Source organism: Micromonospora sp. 15K316, from assembly GCF_004348525.1.
Taxonomy (GTDB): domain Bacteria; phylum Actinomycetota; class Actinomycetes; order Mycobacteriales; family Micromonosporaceae; genus Micromonospora.
The window spans coordinates 51,101-68,194 of record NZ_SMKG01000013.1; the positions used below are offsets into that span (position 1 = coordinate 51,101).

Sequence of the window (17,094 nt, forward strand, 5' to 3'; positions counted from 1 at the left end):
CCCACGTCGGACCGGCTCAGCGGTGCCACTTCTGGTTGGAGGTGCCGCCGCAGGACCACAGCTGCAACCGCGTGCCGCTGCCGGTCTGCATGTCGGTGGCGTCCACGCACTTGTCCGCCCGCTTGTTGACCAGGTCGTGCGCGTTGTTCAGGGTGAACTTCTGCGAGGAACTGCCGGTGCAGGAGCTCAGCAGGATCCGCGCGCCGTCCGCGGTCGAGCCGCCCGCCACCGTCATGCACCGTCCGAACGCCCGGACCGTCCCGTCGCTGTAGATCGTCCACTGCTGGTTCGGGCCACCGTTGCACGTCCAGATCTGCAGCTGCGGGTTGCTCTGGTACGCGCCGTCGGTCACGTCGATGCACCGCCCGCTGCCGTACCCGATGATCGCGCCGGCTCCGCCCACCGGCTTCGGCCCCGGATTCGCCGGTGCCGTACTGGTCCGCGGCGGCGGCGGGGGCGCGGCCGATTTCGTCCCACCAGGCTGGACCGGTCCGCCGGTGGCCGTACCGCCAGTCGGGGCGCCGCCCGTGGTCGGGCCGCCGGTCGCCGGACCGCCCTGGGCCGGCCGGCCCGGCGCGGTGCCGCCCGGCCCGACGGGCGCACGCGACGGACCAGCACCGGCCGGCTTGCCGGGGCGCGGCCCCGGCAGCCGCGGATCGCCCTGATAGCTCGCGGTGTACGCCTCGGTCAGGGCGATGAGCCTGCGCACGGCCGGCGAGTCCGGCACCCCACCGGCCCGCTGCACCGCCTCCGGTCCCCACTGGAACGCGGCGAGCGCCTTCTGGTACGAGTCGCCCTGCCCGGAGCGGCCCACCTCGTCGACCAGCCGGCACATCACCGCGCCGAGCGCCGCGATCGCCTGGTGCGGGTCCCACGGCGACGCGGCCGTGGCGTTCGGAACGTACCGCGCCCAGACCTCGGGGCTGAACTGGGCGATGCCCTGCGCGCCGGACGAGCCGAGCAGGTTCGGGTTGAACGCCGAGGCCGCCATCAACTGGGCGGCGATCCGCGTCGACGGCACCGCCGAGCAGGCCTTCCCGGCGGCCACGATCGCCGGCAGGTACGCCTCGGGCACGGGCGTCGCCGGGGTACCGCTGCTCGGCTCCACCCCGCCGACCGGCCCCGGGGACCGGGTCGGACCGCTGCGGGTGAACTCCGGCTGCCGCGCGTACCAGCTCGCGTAGCCGGTCACCACGCCGACGTACCCCTCGGCGGCGTCCGGCACGCGGCCGGCGTCGCGGACGGCGGGCAGCCCGGAGTGGTACGCCGCCAACGCCAGCCGCCACCGGTCACCGTCCAGTTCGGTCTGCCGGACCCGCCCGGCGAGGTCGCACATGTAGTGCGCGAGCGCGACGATGTTCGCCTCGGGGTCCTCCCGCCGCGCGTCCGCACCCGGCTTCCACTCGTCCCACACCCGGTCGCTCAGGCCGGCGACCCCGGCGCCGCCCTCCGTACGGGCGGCCGGGTCGAAGCCCGACTCGGCCATCACCTGCCCGGCGAGGCGCGCCGGGGTGAGCGCCGGACAGGCCAGCGCGGCGGCGGAGATGACCTGCACCTGGCTGGCCGGCACCGGCCGGCCCGTGTGCACGTCCTCGGCGGTGGCCGCGCCGAACCCCGACGCGGCCGCCACGCCGGCCGCGGCGGCCAGGGAGAAGACGGCGCCTGCCGCCACGCCCCGACGCACCGGCGTGTCCAGGCGCGCCCCGCCGCGGCGCAGCGCCCGCGCGACCGGGGGCGGCAGGCCGCGTCGGACCCGACGGGACACGTCGGTGAGCAGGCCACGGAGCTTCGACGAGCCACCGGCGCCGGGCGTGGGTCGCATTCTGTTGTTCCTCCCTGCGTACCGTCTCCGCATGCACGACGGCGCGCCGGCCCGGCTGGTTCACCCACCGCCCGATCTGTTTGCGCCGCCCGCCCACGGCGGCGACACCGCCATCACCGCCGCCGGCCCCCAAGGCGGGCGGCGGGCCGGCGGGTCAGGCGTGCAGCTCGGCGGCGTCCACGGTCTGCGCCAGCAGCGTCGCGATGGTCATCGGCCCCACCCCGCCCGGCACGGGGGTGATCAGGCTCGCCCGGGCGGCCGCGGCGGTGAACTCGACGTCGCCCACGTTGCCGGGGTTGTAGCCGGCGTCCACCACCACCGCGCCCGGCTTGATCCACTCGCCGCGCACCAGCTCCGGCACGCCCGCCGCGGCGACCACCACGTCGGCCTCAGCCACGTGGGAAGCCAGGTCGACGGTGCGGGAGTGGCAGTACGTCACCGTCGCGTCCCGGGCCAGCAGCAGCATCCCCGCCGGCTTGCCGAGGATCGCGCTGCGCCCCACCACGACCGCTCGGCGCCCGCGCAGCGGCACGTCGTACGCGTCCAGCAGCCGCATGATGCCCCCCGGTGTGCAGGACACGAAACCACGCTCCCCGAACGCCGTCGCCGCGAACGACGCCCCGGTCACCCCGTCGACGTCCTTCTCCGCGGCGATCGCCTCGAACGCGGCGCGCTCGTCGACGTGCCCCGGCACCGGGTGCTGCAACAGGATGCCGTCCACCGCGCGGTCCGCGGAGAGTTCCCGCAGCACCGTCACGAGCTCGTCGGTGCTGGTCGAGGCCGGCAGGTCCACCCGCCGCGACTCGATCCCCACCGCCGCGCAGCGGTTCACCTTCATCCGCACGTACGTGTGCGAGGCGGGATCGTCGCCGACGAGGACCGTCGCCAGGCAGGGCCGGCGCCCGTGGGTACGCGCGAACGCCGCGGCGCGCTCCGCGGTCTGGTCGAGCAGCGTCCGGGCCAGGGTCTGCCCGTCCATCAACGTCGCGGTCATGTGCGGCTCCTCACCTCGTGGTGAGGAGCACCCAGGCGGACGATGCTCCAGCAGACAGCGCTCCCCGGTGGTGGACCACCCTCGCCAGTCGCGCGCCATCCAGGCTACCAACGGACCGGCGCGCGGGCCACGCGACGGCCCCCGGCTAGCCGAGCTGCCGCCCCGTCTCCGCGTAGAAGGACACCAGCTCGCGCAACGCGACGGCCCTGCGGGACACCGCGGCGAGATCCCTGCCCTCCGCGGTGAAGGGCGGCGGCACGGCACTGATCCCCTCGTCAAGGGCGAGGGCCGCGACCTCCCGCTCCCACCCCGGCCAGCGCAGGTTCTCGTAGAACGCGGTCAGCGCGCCGCCGAGCACCGCGCCGAGCCACTCGCCGTACCCCCGCTCCAGATCCAGCCAACCGAGCTCGTCCGGGCCGAAGTAGTGCACGCTCGGCCGGACGTCCGGCCGGGTGCGCAGCCACGCGTACCGGCCGCCCAGCACGTCGTGGCCGACGACGAGCAGCCCGGTGGACGGGTCGGACTCGGCGACCACGTCGGGCAGCAGGCCGTGCCCACCGCCCAGCACCCGCAGCCACCCGTGGTCCACCAGCAGCCCACCGCTGTTGGCCACCACCCCGCCCAGCCACGACCCGGCGGTGATGCCGAGCGCCGCCAGGCAGGACGCCGCCCGCCGCGGGTCGGCCGGCAGCACCTCGACCGGGTACGGGGCCTCAGCGACCGCCGCCGACACCTCGTGCCACGTAGACAGCTCCACCCGGTCAGCCTGCCACGCCCCATCCGACCCCTCGGCGACGGCACGGTGGCGTCCGGCGAGCCACCCGGTTTGACCTTGACACTGGTGTCAGGCCCCTACCGTTGCCGAGTTCTGGCGGTGATCCCGCACCAGGAGAGGGGACAGGCAGATGCCATCGGAGTGGGACGGACGGGTTGTCGTGGTGACGGGCGGCAGCGCCGGTATCGGTAGGGCGACCGCCCACCTCTTCGCCGAACGCGGAGCCCAGGTCGTCGTCACGGGACGCCGACCCGACCGCTTGGCCGAGGCGACCGAGGGGCAGCCGCGGTTGACGTCGCTGGTGAGCGACGCCCGGAACCCCGAGGACGCGGAGCGGATCGTCACGACGATCACGTCACGGTTCGGCCGGCTCGACGTACTGGTCAACAATGCCGGCATGTTCGCGGCGCTCCCCCTCGCCGAGTCCGACGCGACGGCGGTGGCGGACCTGTTCGCGGTGAACGTGATCGGTCCCACGGTGCTGACCCGGGCCGCGTTGCCGCACCTGCGGGCGAGCCGCGGCTCGGTGGTGAACGTCTCGAGCGCGTTCGGGACGCTGCCGGCCCCGGGTTTCGCCCACTACGGGGCGAGCAAGACGGCAATCGATTCGCTGACCCGCAGTTGGGCGCTGGAGCTGGCCGCCGACGGGATCCGGGTCAACGCGGTCGCACCCGGGCCGGTCTACAGCGACGCGCTGGCCGCCGCGGGACTCCCGGCCGCCGTGATCGAGCAGATCCACCGCGACGAGGCGGCGCGCGTACCGCTGGGGCGGCGGGGCCAGCCGGCGGAGATCGCCGACTGGATCGCGGCGCTGGCCGACCCCAGGGCGGCCTGGGTGACCGGTCAGGTGGTCGCGATCGACGGCGGGCTGACCCTGACCTGACTCAGCCGCCCCAGTGGCGCAGCTGCCGGGTCAGCCGCGTGTGCACCTGGTCGAGGTCGGCGCGGCGTCGCCGCACGGTCGCCAGCCGCCGCTGGTAGACCTCGACGGCGGGCGGGCAGGCGGGCTCCTGGGCCAGGTCGCGGTCGAGGCAGGGCAGGAACGTTCGCACGTCGTCGACGGTCAGCCCGTCCGCGAGGAGGCGGCGCACGTTGTCGACCCGCAGGACCGCGTCCTCGGCGTAGTCGCGGTAGCCGCTGGCGGTGCGGCCGGCGTGCAGCAGCCCCTGCTGCTCGTAGTAGCGAAGGGAACGCTGGCTGGCGCCCGTACGCGATGACAGCTCACCGATGCGCACCCGGAGCTCCTCGTTCGTCCCACCTGCCGCTGGTCGCCACCCAGAATATCCGCCGGCACCGGCGACGCGCCGCGCCGAACGTGATCACCCGGTCACACTCCGGGCAGGTCGGGTACGAGTCGCTCAGCCGGCCGCGGGCGTGAGGTCGGCGCGGGTGAGCAGCGCACGCAGCGCGATGCCCTCGGCCGCCAACGCCTCGGCGCCGCCCTCCTGACGGTCGATGACGCAGACGGCGGCGTCGACGCGGGCGCCGAGCTGCCGCAGCTCCCGGGTCGAGGCCACGACCTGCCCGCCGGAGGTCACCACGTCCTCGACCACGAGCACCTGCCGCCCGGCCACCTCGGCGCCCTCGGCCAGCCGGGCCGTGCCGTACGGTTTCGCAGCCTTCCGGACGAACGCGCACGGCAGCCCGGTGTGCCGGCCGAGCGCCGTCACGACGGCGATCCCGCCCATCTCCAGACCGGCGAGCACCTCCGTGCCGGCGGGCACCAGGGCGACCAGCTGCCCGGCGAGGGCGTCCAGCAGCACCGGGTCCGCCTCGAACTGGTACTTGTCGAAGTACTCGGTGGCCACCCGCCCGGAACGCAGCACGAACTCTCCGGTGAGCCGGGACCGGCTGTTGACCTGACGGGCGAGATCATCGAGATTCACGGCACGGATCTTGGCACGGCGGCCCCGGGGCGACAAACCCGCGGCGGTGCGCCGCCCGCCGCTACCGGTCCTCGTGCTGACGGCGGTGGCGCGGCTACCGGACACCGCCCGCGCGCCGACCCGCCGCCACCCCGGCAGGCAGACGAACCTGCCGGGGTCGCCGCGGAGCCCGCTCAGGAGGAGCAGGTGTTCAGCATGCTCTGCAACGCCGACTTCTCCGCGCTCTGCAGCTTCAGGTTCCAGTTGAACTTCGTGCGGATCCACATCTTCGCGTACGTGCAGCGGTAGGCGGCGCGCGACGGCGTCCACGTCGACGGGTCCTGGTCACCCTTGGCCTGATTGACGTTGTCGGTGACCGCGATGAGCTGTGGGCCGCTCAGGTCGTTGGCGAAGGACTGCCGGCGGGAGGTCGTCCACGAGTTCGCCCCGGAGCGCCACGCCTCCGCCAGCGGCACCACGTGGTCGATGTCGACGTCCGCCGGGTTGCTCCACGTCGCACCGTCGTACGGGCTGTACCAGCTGCCCGAGGTCGCCGCGCAGGCGCCGTCGACCTGCACGCCGCTGCCGTCGCGCCGCAGCACCGTCTCCCGGGTGTTGCAGCTTCCCGAGATCGTGATCCAGTGCGGGAACGCCTCCCGGCTGTAGCCGCTCATGCTGCCCTCGGCGGCGACGGTGAGGCTGTTCAGGTTGCTCTGCGCGGTCGCCTTGCTCGGGATGCCGGGCGGGGCCGCGGCGGCCGGTCCGGCGAGAAGGGTCGTCGTGGCTGCCGCAGCGGCGGCGGCGATGGTTGCGGCGAGGAGCCGGGTACGGCGTCGCACAGGTGCCTCCCGAGGCGTTGGGTACGGGACACTCAACGTCGTCGATCGGTGTGATCGCGCCGCAACGGGCAGGTGGCCGGGCTTCTACGCGCACCCGAAGCTCCGGGGTCGGCGCCGGCGCGTCGGCCTCCCCACCGGCGCCCGGTCCGCGGTTAGCCTGGTCGCATGGCCGTCGACCTCTTCGCCGGGATCCCCGTCACCGACTACGACGCGGCGCTGAGCTGGTACGAGACGCTGCTCGGCTCCCCGCCGGCGTTCCTCCCGAACGACACCGAAGCGGTGTGGGAGCTCGCCGAACACCGGTACGTCTACATCGAACTGCTCCCCGAGCGCGCCGGCCACGCCATGCACACCGTCTTCGTCGGCGACCTCGACGCCCGGGTCGCCGCCGCCGCCGAGCGCGGGCTGGAGCCGGCGAAACGGGAGACGTACGACAACGGCGTACGGAAGATCACCTACGTCGACCCCGACGGGAACGAGATCGGCTTCGGCGGAGAGCCGCTCTGAACCGGAGGGCGGCCGATACCCGCCCCGCCACCCGCCGGTCCGTCGGCCACACGCCTTCCCCGCGTGAGCCGCGGCTAGACTCGCCGCCGCCCCCGCGGGAAGGACCGGTGCGGTGATCGAGATCCGACAGTTCCGCTGGCCCGACTACGACGCCGTGGTCGGGCTCTGGCAGTCGGCCGGCCGCGACGTCGTACCCCGCGACGAGCTGGCGGCGAAGCTGCTGCGCGACCCGCAGCTCTTCCTCGTGGCCGTGGCCGCCGAGACGGTCGTGGGCGTGGTGCTGGGCACCTACGACGGCCGGCGCGGCTGGATCCTGCGCCTGGCGGTCGACCCGACGTGCCGCCGGCAAGGCATCGCCACCAGCCTGATCGGCGAGCTCGAGGCGCGGTTCGCGGCCCTGGGCTGCCCCCGAGTGAACCTGCTGGTCCTGCCGGAGGACACCGGCGCGCTGCGGTTCTGGCAGGCCCTCGGCTACCTACCCGCCCCGGACGTGCTCTGCTCCAAGCCGATGCCCGCGCCGCGGTAGACCGCGTCCAGAGCCCTGTCAGCGACTGTGATCCGCGGCATTTCGCCTACCGCATCGCGAGCCGAAGCCGTTTGATCAGGCCCATGGCCCGAATCGCGTACGACAGCGAGGACGCGGCGGCGTTCGCGGCGACCCGACATCTCACCGGCGAGGGACTCAGCGCCTGGCGCGAGGCGATCACCCGGCACATCGACCCCCGCCCCGGGATGCGCCTTCTCGACCTGGGCTCCGGCACCGGCAGTTGGGCGCGGAACTTCACCCTCTGGTTCAACGGCGTAACGGCCATCGCTGTGGAACCCGCCGCCGCGATGCGGGCGCGAGCGGTGCATCAGCCCGTGCTGGCCGGCGACGCCACGCACATTCCGCTCGGCGACGACACCGTGGACGCGGCGTGGATGTCCACTGTCGTCCACCACCTGCCCGACCTCACTGCCGCAGCTCACGACGTGCGCCGCGTCCTGCGTCCGGGCGCCCCGCTGCTGATCCGCTCCGCGTTCGCGGGACGGCACCAGGGGATCACCCTCTTCCGGTACTTCCCGGAAGCCGTCCGTGTGCTCGACACATATCCCAGTGTGGCCGCTGTCGAGACCGCCTTCGCCGCCGCCGGTTTCCACACCGCCGCCTTCGAAGCGGTACCTCAGGTCACCGCCGCGTCCCTGCACGAGGCGGCCACGACGCTACGCCGCAAGGCACACACTCCCCTGCAATTGATCACCGACGACGAGTACGACGCCGGGCTCGGGCGGATGACGGCGGCAGCGAAGATCACCGCCGGGCCGGTCGTCGACGCCCTCGACCTGCTCGTGCTGCGCTGACCGCGACCTGCCCGGCACGAACCATCCGGCGTCGACCGGCTGGCCATCCTTGCGCTGGTACCCGTCGATCCGACCCACCATCCGTTCCCCCGGCCCCACGGGGCGCACTGATCTCTGGAGATCAGGATCACTTGACGGCGACCGGCCGAACCGGCGCCCGTCCTCCCCACGTGGATGCGGTGACAACACCGCACCCCACGACCGGAGGACGACCGACATGGCCAACCAGATCTTCAGAACGGTGGCCGGGATCCTGACCGGCCGGGCAGCGCGTACCGCCGCCGGCGCGACGCTGGTCGCCGACGGGCTGGTCGGCATCGACGTTCCGGGCGGACGCAAACGCACCGGCATCATCGGTTCCCTCGTCGTGCTCGCCGTCGGCCTGCTCTTCGTCGGGCTCGGCTGGTGGTGGCACGGCCAGCACCAGCCCTACCCGGACGGCACGTCGGCGACCGCCACCGTCACCCGGATCACGACCTCGCGCGACAGCGACGGCCGGACCATGTACTCCCGGGTGCTCACCTTCACCGCCTCGAACAACCAGCCGGTCGAGTTCACCGAGCCGGAGAGCAGCACCAACCGCCCGACGATCGGCTCCACCGCCACGATCTCCTACCGCCCGCAGGACCCCGGCTCCGCGCGCGTCATCCCGGAGACCGACTGGATCCCGTACGGCATGATCGCGCTCGGTGCCCTGGCCGCGCTCATCGGCGCGGTGACCTTCCTCGTCCGCCTCGTCACCCTCATCGCCGGCGTCTACCTGCTGGCCAGCGCCGCCCGCCGTCGGGTCGCCGGATGAGACGAACCTGATCCGGTAGGGCCGACGTCACGCACGTCACTCGAACCCTCCCCTCGGATCTCCCGTGCTAGAGGTGCGCCCGACCGCCCCGGGCCCGACAGCACAGATGGAGGAGAAGCCCGATGGCGAAGGTGATAGTTGCCGCCACCCCCTTCCAGGGACACGTGAACCCCGTCCTCACGGTCGCCGCGGACCTGGTCGGGCGGGGACACGAGGTGGTCGTCTACACCGGGTCGCGGTTCGAGGAGCGCGTACGGGCGCTCGGCGCGCGGTTCCGGGCGCTGCCGCCGGAGGCCGACCTCGACGATCGGGAGTTCGACCGGGTCTTCCCGGCGCGGGCCGCCCTGCCACCGGGGCCGGACCAGCTCGCGTTCGACTTCGAGAACGTCTTCGTCGGCCACCTGCCCGCCCAGCTACGCGGGTTGCGCGCGCTGCTGACCGAATTCCCCGCAGACGTGATCATCGGTGAGCTCGGGTTCCTGTCGATCCCGCTGCTCAGCCTCTCCACGGCTGCCGAGGACCGACCCACGCTCGTCACGCTGGGCAGCATCCCCCTGCTGCTGCCGCACGGAGATTCCGGCGCGCCCGACGCCGCCTTCGAGCCGCCGCCCGTCCTCGTCGCGCTGCAGAAGTTCAGCGAGGCGACGTTCGAGTCGTTGGGCGCGACGCTCGCCGAGCCGCTCTTCCACGCCCCGATCCACCGCACCGACCACTACCTGCAGTTGACCGTGCCCGGCTTCGAGTACCCCCGCAGCGACCTCCCGGCGAACCTCCGCTTCGTCGGCACGCTGCCCCCCGCCCCCGGCGGCGACCACGTGGAGCCCGCCTGGTGGCCGGAGCTCTCCGGCGACCGGCCGGTGGTCGTCGTCACCCAGGGCACCGTCGCCAACGGCGACCTGAACGAACTGGTCATCCCCACCGTGCGCGCTCTCGCCGACCTCGACGTCCTCGTGGTGGCGGCCACCGTCCGCGAGGACGGGCCGGAGCTGGTGCGCCAGGCGTTGACCGAGGTGCCGGAGAACGTCCGGCTGGCCGGCTTCGTACCCTTCGACCGGCTGCTGCCGCACGCCGACGTGCTGGTCACCAACGGCGGTTACGGCGGCGTGCAGACCGCCCTGTACCACGCCGTGCCGATGGTCGTCGCCGGCGCCAGCGAGGACAAGCCGGAGGTCGCCGCCCGGGTCGAGTGGAGCGGCACCGGTATCGACCTGCACACCGGCACTCCGCAGGTGGCGGAGCTGCGCGCCGCCGTGCGGACCGTCCTCGACCAGCCCGGCTACCGGTCCCGCGCCGAGGTCCTCGCCAAGGAGATCAGCGGGTACGACCCGTTCCAGGCGATCGCCGAGATCGTCGAGGAGGCCGCCCGCCGCTGAGCGGGGGCAGGTGGCGAGGAACCGGCGACCGGCCGGGTTCGGGTCACGCCACGCCGTCCGGGCGATGCAGGAGCGTGGCGACGGCCACCGCTGCGATCTCCGCGTCCCCGCGCGGGACCATCGGGCGGTGGCCGTCCGCCGGCGTCACCCTCGTCGCCCTTGACCTGAACCAAACTTGAATTCCTAGCCTCGTGCCCATGACAGGCTCCATGCTCGACGAAGCGTACGAACGCGTGCGGCACACCGGCCCGGAGCGGGACGGCTGGCTCTCCAACCACGCCCCCATGGCGGTAGAGGCACTGACCCACCGCGGCCACGGAGAAACCGTCCACCGCTGGCTCGACTCCTACCTGTCCCGACTCGAAGAACGGCCGCGCGGCATCTCGACGATCCCCCGAGAGCAGTGGCGTGACCCGCTCGGCGACCCGGTACGCACCGGCGACTGGCTGAACTACTTCGACCGCGAACTCGCCGACGAACCCTGGCGCGACGTACTCGCCCGATGGTGGCCACGCCTGCTCCCCGGCATCGCCGCCGGCGCCACCCACGGCGTCATCCGGGTCGGCCACGCCGCACGCGCGCTACTCGACCAGGAGACCCGCCCGCGCGTCACCGAACTCGGCCAAGGACTCGCCTACTGGGCCGCCCGATGGCAACCGCTCGCCCCACCCGGCACCGGGCCGTACCCCATCACCGACCCACGCTCCGCGCTCGACGCGGTGCCCCGCGTGCCCGACCAGCGCGCCGGCATCCGCGCCCGCCTCGCCCAACTGGCCGACCTGCCCGCATGGCCGGCAGCCGCCGGCGCGGTACCCGGCAGCGACCACGACGACGTCCCGACGCGACTGGCCGCGATCGTCGACGCCGCCGTCGCCCGGCACGGCACCCACGGACACGGCAATCCCGTCATGCTCGTACACGCCGCCACCGCACCCAACGCGGTCCTGCGCGCCCTGCCCGCCCTGCCGGAAACCCTTTGGGCGCCGAGCCTCGCCGCCGCCTGGGCCGCGACGGCCGCCGTCACCGCCGCCTACTCGCCGCCCGTGGGGCGTCCCGCGCCGGACGTCCGCACCGGCCTGACCGTCGACGGGGTCCTGCGGCGGGCGACGGCCACCGGCGACGCCCACGCCATCAAATTCGCCGACACCGCGGCCGACACGTACGCCCGCAGCGGTGACCCCGTGGTCCTCGCCACCGTCGACCGATCGACGACGCAGATCGCCGACGACTGACGACTCCCGGGGCCGGGTGAGCTCACACCCGGCCCCGCCTGCCGACGTCACCGCCACACCACTCGACCGGTTGCCCATCCCTCCTAGCCTGCGGCCATGGCCTACGAACCGATCATGGTGCCGCCGAAGAACCCGCAGAGAAGGCGGACGCTGCTCGTCGTCATCGGAGTCGTCCTCTCCCTCTGCTGCCTCGGCGGGGTCGTCGGCGGCTTCGTCCTCCGAGACGTGTTCCAGGAGGCCGTCGGACCCGCGCGTGACAGTGTGGACGCCTTCGCCGCAGCGATGGTCGAGAAGGACTTCCCGACGGCGTACGGCCAGCTCTGCGGCCGGCTACGAGACCGGCAGAACGAAACCGACTTCGCCCGCCAGCAGACCGAGAGCTTCACCGCCACCGGCTACGACATCGTCAACGTGAACGTCGTCAACACGAACGGCCGGCTGCACGGCCGCGCCGACGTGCGCTGGACCCTGCCGAACGGATCCGGTGGGACCCAGGTGCTCACCCTGGTCAAGGAGGACGGCGACTGGCGGATCTGCGACTGACAGCCCGCGTCAAGAGCGAACACGTCGGGAACGGAAAGGGCCAGCCGAACAGCCCTCAGCCGCCGGCCTCGGCGCCGAAGAGCCGGAATCGACCGGCAACTCAGCGAAAGTGCCGCTCGCCGGCCAAGACCGCGTCCAACCACCTCTCGTACCAGGAGAGGAAGTCTGCATCCTCAGTGAAGCGCGGCCCCCGTCTGCCCGGGCGGGTCTCGACAACCCGCCCGCGGGCAGCGCCACTGAGAACGAGAAGGGACAGGTCGCCGCAGCCCTGATGGCTGAGCGCCAACGTCCCGGGCTCCGGTCGTCGGGCGCGCGGTCGTCGTGGGCCGTCGCGCCCGGTGTCCCGAGCCGCCGGTCACCTCGGATACGGGAGGCCGGTGTCCACGTCACGCCATGCCCGAGGGGGCACAACGGAGTGGAACCACCACCGACGGCAATGGCTCCACTCGGTTGTCAATGCGCCTCGCGCCCTGGCGGCCGCTGCCCCGAGTGGAGGCATCCTGCCACCGCGCATGCCCGCCCGTGCGCGCGCTGAACTACCGGTTCACAGGCGTCACACGATGGAGATCGACCGCACCTGGGTGTTTCCCTTGGTGTCGACGAACACCTTGTAATCGCCGACGGCGTACGTGCCCGCAGCGTTGTTGTTGATGGTGAACGTGGCCGTCACAGGCGACTCGCTGCCGTCGATGTGGGTCTGCTTCACCGTGATGGTCAACTCGTTCTTGTTGCCGTTCAACTTCTTCACCACCGCCGACGGCTTCGCATCGACGACCGCGTTGGCGACCGTCACGTACACCGCGTCGGGCGAAGAGAACTCGGCGTTCTTGTGCCCGTCACCGAACTGGAAGAAGCCCCGTTGCTCGATGGCCCCGCGCCCGGGAAACGGATCTGGGTTCGAGGCCAAGTACGTCGGATTGACCGTGTAAAGGTCCGTCTTGGAATCCGCGAGGACGGCCTTCACCCCGGTGTACGGGGCATCGGTGATCGCGAGGTTGACCGACAGGTAGATGGCGTCGGGGTTGTTGGCCGAGATGCGCGAGGAGAAGTACTTGTCGGCACTCTGCCCCGCAGGGACGGCCAGCGGCACGACCTTGTCGCCGACGAGAATGTTGAACTGGAAGTCACCGTAGCCGCCGGCCACGAACTTCGCCCAAGCCGCGTCCGACATGTGGTCGGGGCGCTCCACCTTGAACTCCAGCCGCATCGGCGCCACGTAGGTGCTGTTCTGGTATTCGGTGTCGGTCAGGGGGAGATAGACCCCTCCCGGGGCGTGCCCCAGTGCGTACGCCGACGCCGTCGGAGTCGAGTTGCCGCGCCCGTTCCACATCGGGATGTTGAACGAGGTGGCACCGAGCAGGGCCCGGTCGCCCAACTGGCTCGTGCCGACAGCGGCCGACGCGTCTTTGTAGGTTCCGATCGTGACGTCGAGCAGGTCGAGGTCCGCCCGGTCGGCGTTCAACCCCGGAATGTCTGCCCACATGAACTTCGCACCCGCGGGCCCGGAGTACCTTGCCATCTCCAGCATGCCATCGGCCATGATCTTGGTCATCTGCACTGCCGAGTCGACCTTCATCCGCTCGTTGGCCGTGTGCCACCAGCGCTCGTTACCCGGGATGACGGCGCCGAAGGCGGTCATCTTGTTGCGGAAGCTGCTGGCCAGGGTTCCACCGGTCGTGCCCTGCGGATAGACCACGTCCTTGAGGGAGTACGGGTCCGCGAACTGCTCCGGGTTGCGGTTGATCGAGGCTTGGTAGCTCCCGAACTGAAGTGCCGTCAGCGGGTTGTCGTGAGTGACGTACAACCCGGCGCCGACGGGCGAGCCGAGGCTGCCGATGGTGAACCCCTTCGCCTGGAAGGCGGCCGTGACCGCCGCCGTCGCCTGGCCGGAGTCAGCCGCGGTGACGTGCATGCTGCGCACAAACATCGGCATGCTGAGGCTGCCGGAGGCGTCCGTGTAAAAGCTCGTCGGGGTCTCCGAATTGATGCCCCCCATGAGGGCGAAGGTCAGGTTCGGCGTGCCGTTGCTCGGGTTGCGCAACAGGTTCGCCGGGATACCCATGTACTTGCCGATATAGGCTTCGCCCTCGACACCGTCGCGGAAGAACAGGTCGCCGATACCGTCGGCGGCCTTCTTCAACTGCATGTCTCCGGCCGTGATTCCCAGCGCGCCGAGCCCCTTGGAGAGAAGGAACATCCCCCACACGACGGCATTCTTGCCGTACTGCGGGGTCGGCATCTCCATCGCCACATCGGTGTTGATCTCCAGCGTGAGCGAGTCGCCGGTGATCGTGGTCCGCACCTTGGGGATGGTGCGGGGAGCAGCCGGGAGCCAGCCCTTCGTGGTCGCGGCGGCGGTGATCGCCGCGACGAATCGGTCGCGCTCGGTGGAGCCGGCCCCCGCCACGTCGAGGGTGAAGATCGCCCGGGAGGCGATCTGCGTGGTGCTGCCGTAGGCGATGTCCTTGAGCGTCGGATCGCCTTCGCGCAGGGTGACGCCGGCTTTGGCATCCGTCAGCCGGAAGGCCTTGGTGCTGTCTGCGGACAAGCTCATCGACACCGACGGGGTCACCGATCCGGAGTTGCCGACGATGACCGGGAACCGCGAGTCCGAGGTGTAGGCCGCGACCGGGGTCTCCTCCCGGTTGAGGTTCTTGTAGGCCCAGTTGTCGTAGAAGCTCGGGTTCGAGTTGTACGGGATGGACTGGAAGGTGGCGGTGTTCGTCGTCGAGGGAGTGCCGGGACCACCGTCTTCGTAGATTCCCATGACGATGCGGATGCGTCGGTCGAAGGGCAACCCCGCCTCGAGCAGCGCCTTGGCCGCGAGCAGCGTCGCCAGCGTCGGGCCGCTGTCGTCCTGCAGTCCCGCCCCGTAGACCCAGCCGTCCTGGACATAGGGCGAGTGGTACGCACCAGGAGTACCGAGGTTGCCGTCGGCGTCCCGCCAGCGCGCCAGCTGGGCCGGCGAAACGGAAGCCGTCGGCGAGTCGGGGTGACTCAACGCCATGACCATCTCCGGGGCGTCCGGGTCACCGATCTCCGCGTACACGTACTTGTCGGGCTGGCGTTGGACGACCACCGGAAAACCCAGGTCGGTGGCGAGCTTGACCACCCAGGCGAGCTTGGCGACCTTGCGGTCGTACTCGTACTGGTTGGCCTCGGTGTTGCTGACCGGGAAGGGGTACGCCGTCGCGGCCGTGCCGCCTCGCGAGATGGAGTCGTAGCTCGACCCGTCCAGCATCGCCCCGATCAGACTGAGCGGGTCGTAGCTGCCGTCCCCCGCCCGCGCGCTCTTGACTCGTCCAGCCAACGCCTCGACTTCCGCGTGGATCGCGTCGCGCTCGGCGTCGGTCACCGACAGATCGTAGGTGACACTCGGCTGGAAGCGCTCCTCGCCGGAACTGGCCGCGGACGCGTTAGCCGCTCCACCCACGGACAGGAGCAATGACATTCCAAGTGTCAGTGCAAGAGGTTTCTTCCGCATCCCCGTGATCCCCCTGAATGGTCAGATCGAAAAAGCGTCGGATGATCTTCGTACTCGAGACCATTTCAGGCTTCTCCAAGCATGTCAATAAGTTGTTCCGGGCAACGGTTCGTAGCACTGCGTGACCAGGTGGTGTGCGTCCTAAGTGGAGGGAGGCGAGCGCCACCCGAGCGCCCCGCCGGAAGCACTGCCCGCGCCTAAGCCGCCGACATTCAGTGTTCGCGGCTCCTCGCCAAGACATTTGCAGTCACGTATTAGGCCCAACCACGGTGGTCGCTCGGTGAGCGTCCCACCGCGCCCAGGCGGCGTGCCGGTGTTCGGCTGCCATCCGTTACACATCCTCGGCCCGCCAGGGTTCGGGCCGACAGCGCCGCTTGGTCCTCGTCGCCGCAACCAGCATGGCTGAGTAACCAAAGCCGACCTTCGTGCAGCTGGGGGACGGATTCGCCAGGCATCTGACGCGACCAGACATGCAGGCACATGGAAGCCCGGTCTCGGGACCTCGGTGAGGATCGTTTATCAGGAACTGCGCGACCTCGACGGGCTACTGGTACACCCGGACCGGCGAGGTGTCACCAAGCATGGAGCTCAGACGGTCGGCCCAGTCATCATCGGCGAGCCCCGCGGCAACCAAAACGTCGCGCCAATCCTGCTGCGCCAGGGCCGCAGCATCAAGGAATCGTTGGGTATCCCCACCGGACAGGAAGAGCACCGCAGCCTGGACACGCTCGGTGCTTTCTGCAGTGCCCGCCGGGGCCATCGGCACGAGATCGATCAGGAGGCCCAAAACCGCTTCCGCCTCGGATGGTCCGAAGCGTGCCCGCATCCACGCCTGCAATCGATCGCTCATCACGCAGGCGAGTATGGCACTGACACGCATCCATAGCCGGTTGTAGAGGCCCGGTCCCGATTCGTCTCGAAGTGGCATTCCCCGGCCGAGGTCGCCGCACGCGCCTACGAGACGCTGAGCCCGTTGCTGTACTTCGCTGCTGTACAAGATCAGAAAAGGCCACCTGGAAGATTCCAGATGGCCTCTGACCTGCGTCGGGACGGCCGGATTCGAACCGACGACCCCTTGACCCCCAGTCAAGTGCGCTACCAAGCTGCGCCACGTCCCGATGCTCCCGCCTGGGTCTCCCCCGCGGCAGCCGGTACAGCTTAGCGCAGCTTCCTCCCGCCGTCCGCACAGGCCCCACCGGCCACGCGCGCTCTCTCGCCGGCACAGCCGGCATGACCGGCCGCACCACCGCTGGGGCGTCCTAGGAAGATAGGTATGTACGGGTGGCCTGATCCACTCGAGTTTCATGAAGTCGGGGTATCCGCTCGGGGTCGTCGGCCCGACTTCCCTGAAGTCGAGTGGATCAAGCCCACCGCCGACGGACACGCCCCCGACACCCGCGATGATCCGGGCGAGCGCGGTTCGCCGACGGACACGCCGCGTGGATCAACACCGGGCCGGCCGATGAGGGGCGGGGGAGGCAGAGAAACGGAAGCGGGCCGGGTCGAGGCTTCCCTCGACC

16 protein-coding genes, 1 tRNA gene and 1 riboswitch are annotated in these 17,094 nt (G+C 71.4%); of the genes, 8 read left to right on the top strand and 9 right to left on the bottom strand.

What is annotated here, in order from left to right; all coding sequences use genetic code 11:
* Positions 1 to 16: 16 nt before the first annotated feature.
* From E1211_RS05570 to E1211_RS05580, 3 genes are all read right to left on the bottom strand, one after another.
* Positions 17 to 1,822 (bottom strand): ricin-type beta-trefoil lectin domain protein, encoded by a 1,806-nt coding sequence (locus tag E1211_RS05570; protein ID WP_132346072.1) that lies wholly within the window; start codon positions 1,820 to 1,822, stop codon positions 17 to 19.
* 154 nt (positions 1,823 to 1,976) lie between these two features.
* Entirely contained in the window at positions 1,977 to 2,816 is an 840-nt protein-coding gene (locus E1211_RS05575; protein WP_132346074.1) for a bifunctional 5,10-methylenetetrahydrofolate dehydrogenase/5,10-methenyltetrahydrofolate cyclohydrolase, read from the bottom strand.
* Between the two features lie 22 nt (positions 2,817 to 2,838).
* Positions 2,839 to 2,918: riboswitch (ZMP/ZTP riboswitch) on the bottom strand.
* A gap of 43 nt (positions 2,919 to 2,961) precedes the next feature.
* Positions 2,962 to 3,573 (bottom strand): DUF2625 family protein, encoded by a 612-nt coding sequence (locus tag E1211_RS05580; RefSeq protein ID WP_132346076.1) that lies wholly within the window; start codon positions 3,571 to 3,573, stop codon positions 2,962 to 2,964.
* 148 nt (positions 3,574 to 3,721) lie between these two features.
* Between E1211_RS05580 and E1211_RS05585 the strand changes: the two genes are divergently transcribed.
* Positions 3,722 to 4,474 (top strand): SDR family NAD(P)-dependent oxidoreductase, encoded by a 753-nt coding sequence (locus tag E1211_RS05585; protein ID WP_132346078.1) that lies wholly within the window; start codon positions 3,722 to 3,724, stop codon positions 4,472 to 4,474.
* 1 nt (position 4,475) lies between these two features.
* On the opposite strand, the gene E1211_RS05590 is transcribed toward E1211_RS05585, so the two are convergent.
* From E1211_RS05590 to E1211_RS05600, 3 genes are all read right to left on the bottom strand, one after another.
* The gene (locus E1211_RS05590; protein ID WP_132346080.1) at positions 4,476 to 4,826 is read right to left on the bottom strand and encodes a MerR family transcriptional regulator; all 351 of its coding nucleotides are present in this window, start codon (positions 4,824 to 4,826) and stop codon (positions 4,476 to 4,478) included.
* 123 nt (positions 4,827 to 4,949) lie between these two features.
* Positions 4,950 to 5,477: an orotate phosphoribosyltransferase gene (locus E1211_RS05595; protein ID WP_132346082.1), complete on the bottom strand. Its 528-nt coding sequence runs from the start codon at positions 5,475 to 5,477 to the stop codon at positions 4,950 to 4,952.
* A gap of 173 nt (positions 5,478 to 5,650) precedes the next feature.
* Positions 5,651 to 6,262 (bottom strand): HNH endonuclease family protein, encoded by a 612-nt coding sequence (locus tag E1211_RS05600; RefSeq protein WP_243709359.1) that lies wholly within the window; start codon positions 6,260 to 6,262, stop codon positions 5,651 to 5,653.
* Positions 6,263 to 6,460: 198 nt separating this feature from the next.
* Between E1211_RS05600 and E1211_RS05605 the strand changes: the two genes are divergently transcribed.
* The 7 genes from E1211_RS05605 to E1211_RS05635 all read left to right on the top strand — a co-directional run bounded on the left by E1211_RS05605 (position 6,461) and on the right by E1211_RS05635 (position 12,090).
* Positions 6,461 to 6,802, top strand: coding sequence for a VOC family protein (locus E1211_RS05605; protein WP_132346086.1), 342 nt, complete (start codon positions 6,461 to 6,463; stop codon positions 6,800 to 6,802).
* A 112-nt stretch (positions 6,803 to 6,914) separates the two neighbouring features.
* The gene (locus tag E1211_RS05610; RefSeq protein ID WP_132346088.1) at positions 6,915 to 7,328 is read left to right on the top strand and encodes a GNAT family N-acetyltransferase; all 414 of its coding nucleotides are present in this window, start codon (positions 6,915 to 6,917) and stop codon (positions 7,326 to 7,328) included.
* 83 nt (positions 7,329 to 7,411) lie between these two features.
* Entirely contained in the window at positions 7,412 to 8,143 is a 732-nt protein-coding gene (locus tag E1211_RS05615) for a class I SAM-dependent methyltransferase (RefSeq protein WP_132346090.1), read from the top strand.
* Between the two features lie 217 nt (positions 8,144 to 8,360).
* On the top strand, positions 8,361 to 8,942 hold the full coding sequence (locus E1211_RS05620; protein ID WP_132346092.1) for a DUF3592 domain-containing protein: 582 nt from the start codon (positions 8,361 to 8,363) through the stop codon (positions 8,940 to 8,942).
* A gap of 122 nt (positions 8,943 to 9,064) precedes the next feature.
* Positions 9,065 to 10,315 carry a glycosyltransferase gene (locus E1211_RS05625; RefSeq protein ID WP_132346094.1) on the top strand — a complete coding sequence of 417 codons (1,251 nt, stop codon included), beginning with the start codon at positions 9,065 to 9,067 and terminating at the stop codon, positions 10,313 to 10,315.
* Between the two features lie 197 nt (positions 10,316 to 10,512).
* Complete coding sequence (locus E1211_RS05630) at positions 10,513 to 11,547, top strand: questin oxidase family protein (RefSeq protein WP_207915254.1); 1,035 nt, start codon at positions 10,513 to 10,515, stop codon at positions 11,545 to 11,547.
* 96 nt (positions 11,548 to 11,643) lie between these two features.
* Positions 11,644 to 12,090, top strand: coding sequence for a hypothetical protein (locus tag E1211_RS05635; protein ID WP_132346096.1), 447 nt, complete (start codon positions 11,644 to 11,646; stop codon positions 12,088 to 12,090).
* A 553-nt stretch (positions 12,091 to 12,643) separates the two neighbouring features.
* Here the strand turns inward: E1211_RS05635 and E1211_RS05640 are convergent.
* From E1211_RS05640 to E1211_RS05650, 3 genes are all read right to left on the bottom strand, one after another.
* Positions 12,644 to 15,445, bottom strand: a complete 2,802-nt coding sequence (locus E1211_RS05640) for a M20/M25/M40 family metallo-hydrolase (protein ID WP_165947179.1) — start codon at positions 15,443 to 15,445, stop codon at positions 12,644 to 12,646.
* Between the two features lie 673 nt (positions 15,446 to 16,118).
* Positions 16,119 to 16,424 carry a hypothetical protein gene (locus tag E1211_RS05645; protein WP_132346099.1) on the bottom strand — a complete coding sequence of 102 codons (306 nt, stop codon included), beginning with the start codon at positions 16,422 to 16,424 and terminating at the stop codon, positions 16,119 to 16,121.
* Positions 16,425 to 16,618: 194 nt separating this feature from the next.
* Positions 16,619 to 16,692 (bottom strand) — tRNA-Pro (locus tag E1211_RS05650).
* Between the last annotated feature and the right edge of the window lie 402 nt (positions 16,693 to 17,094).

Excerpts from the sequence above, each read along its gene's own strand:
- E1211_RS05625 (WP_132346094.1), top strand. The coding sequence starts at position 9,065 with ATGGCGAAGGTGATAGTTGCCGCCACCCCCTTCCAGGGACACGTGAAC.
- E1211_RS05605 (WP_132346086.1), top strand. The coding sequence starts at position 6,461 with ATGGCCGTCGACCTCTTCGCCGGGATCCCCGTCACCGACTACGACGCG.
- E1211_RS05645 (WP_132346099.1), bottom strand. The coding sequence starts at position 16,424 with ATGAGCGATCGATTGCAGGCGTGGATGCGGGCACGCTTCGGACCATCC.
- E1211_RS05575 (WP_132346074.1), bottom strand. The coding sequence starts at position 2,816 with ATGACCGCGACGTTGATGGACGGGCAGACCCTGGCCCGGACGCTGCTC.
- E1211_RS05585 (WP_132346078.1), top strand. The coding sequence starts at position 3,722 with ATGCCATCGGAGTGGGACGGACGGGTTGTCGTGGTGACGGGCGGCAGC.
- E1211_RS05570 (WP_132346072.1), bottom strand. The coding sequence starts at position 1,822 with ATGCGACCCACGCCCGGCGCCGGTGGCTCGTCGAAGCTCCGTGGCCTG.
- E1211_RS05615 (WP_132346090.1), top strand. The coding sequence starts at position 7,412 with ATGGCCCGAATCGCGTACGACAGCGAGGACGCGGCGGCGTTCGCGGCG.
- E1211_RS05630 (WP_207915254.1), top strand. The coding sequence starts at position 10,513 with ATGACAGGCTCCATGCTCGACGAAGCGTACGAACGCGTGCGGCACACC.
- E1211_RS05620 (WP_132346092.1), top strand. The coding sequence starts at position 8,361 with ATGGCCAACCAGATCTTCAGAACGGTGGCCGGGATCCTGACCGGCCGG.
- E1211_RS05635 (WP_132346096.1), top strand. The coding sequence starts at position 11,644 with ATGGCCTACGAACCGATCATGGTGCCGCCGAAGAACCCGCAGAGAAGG.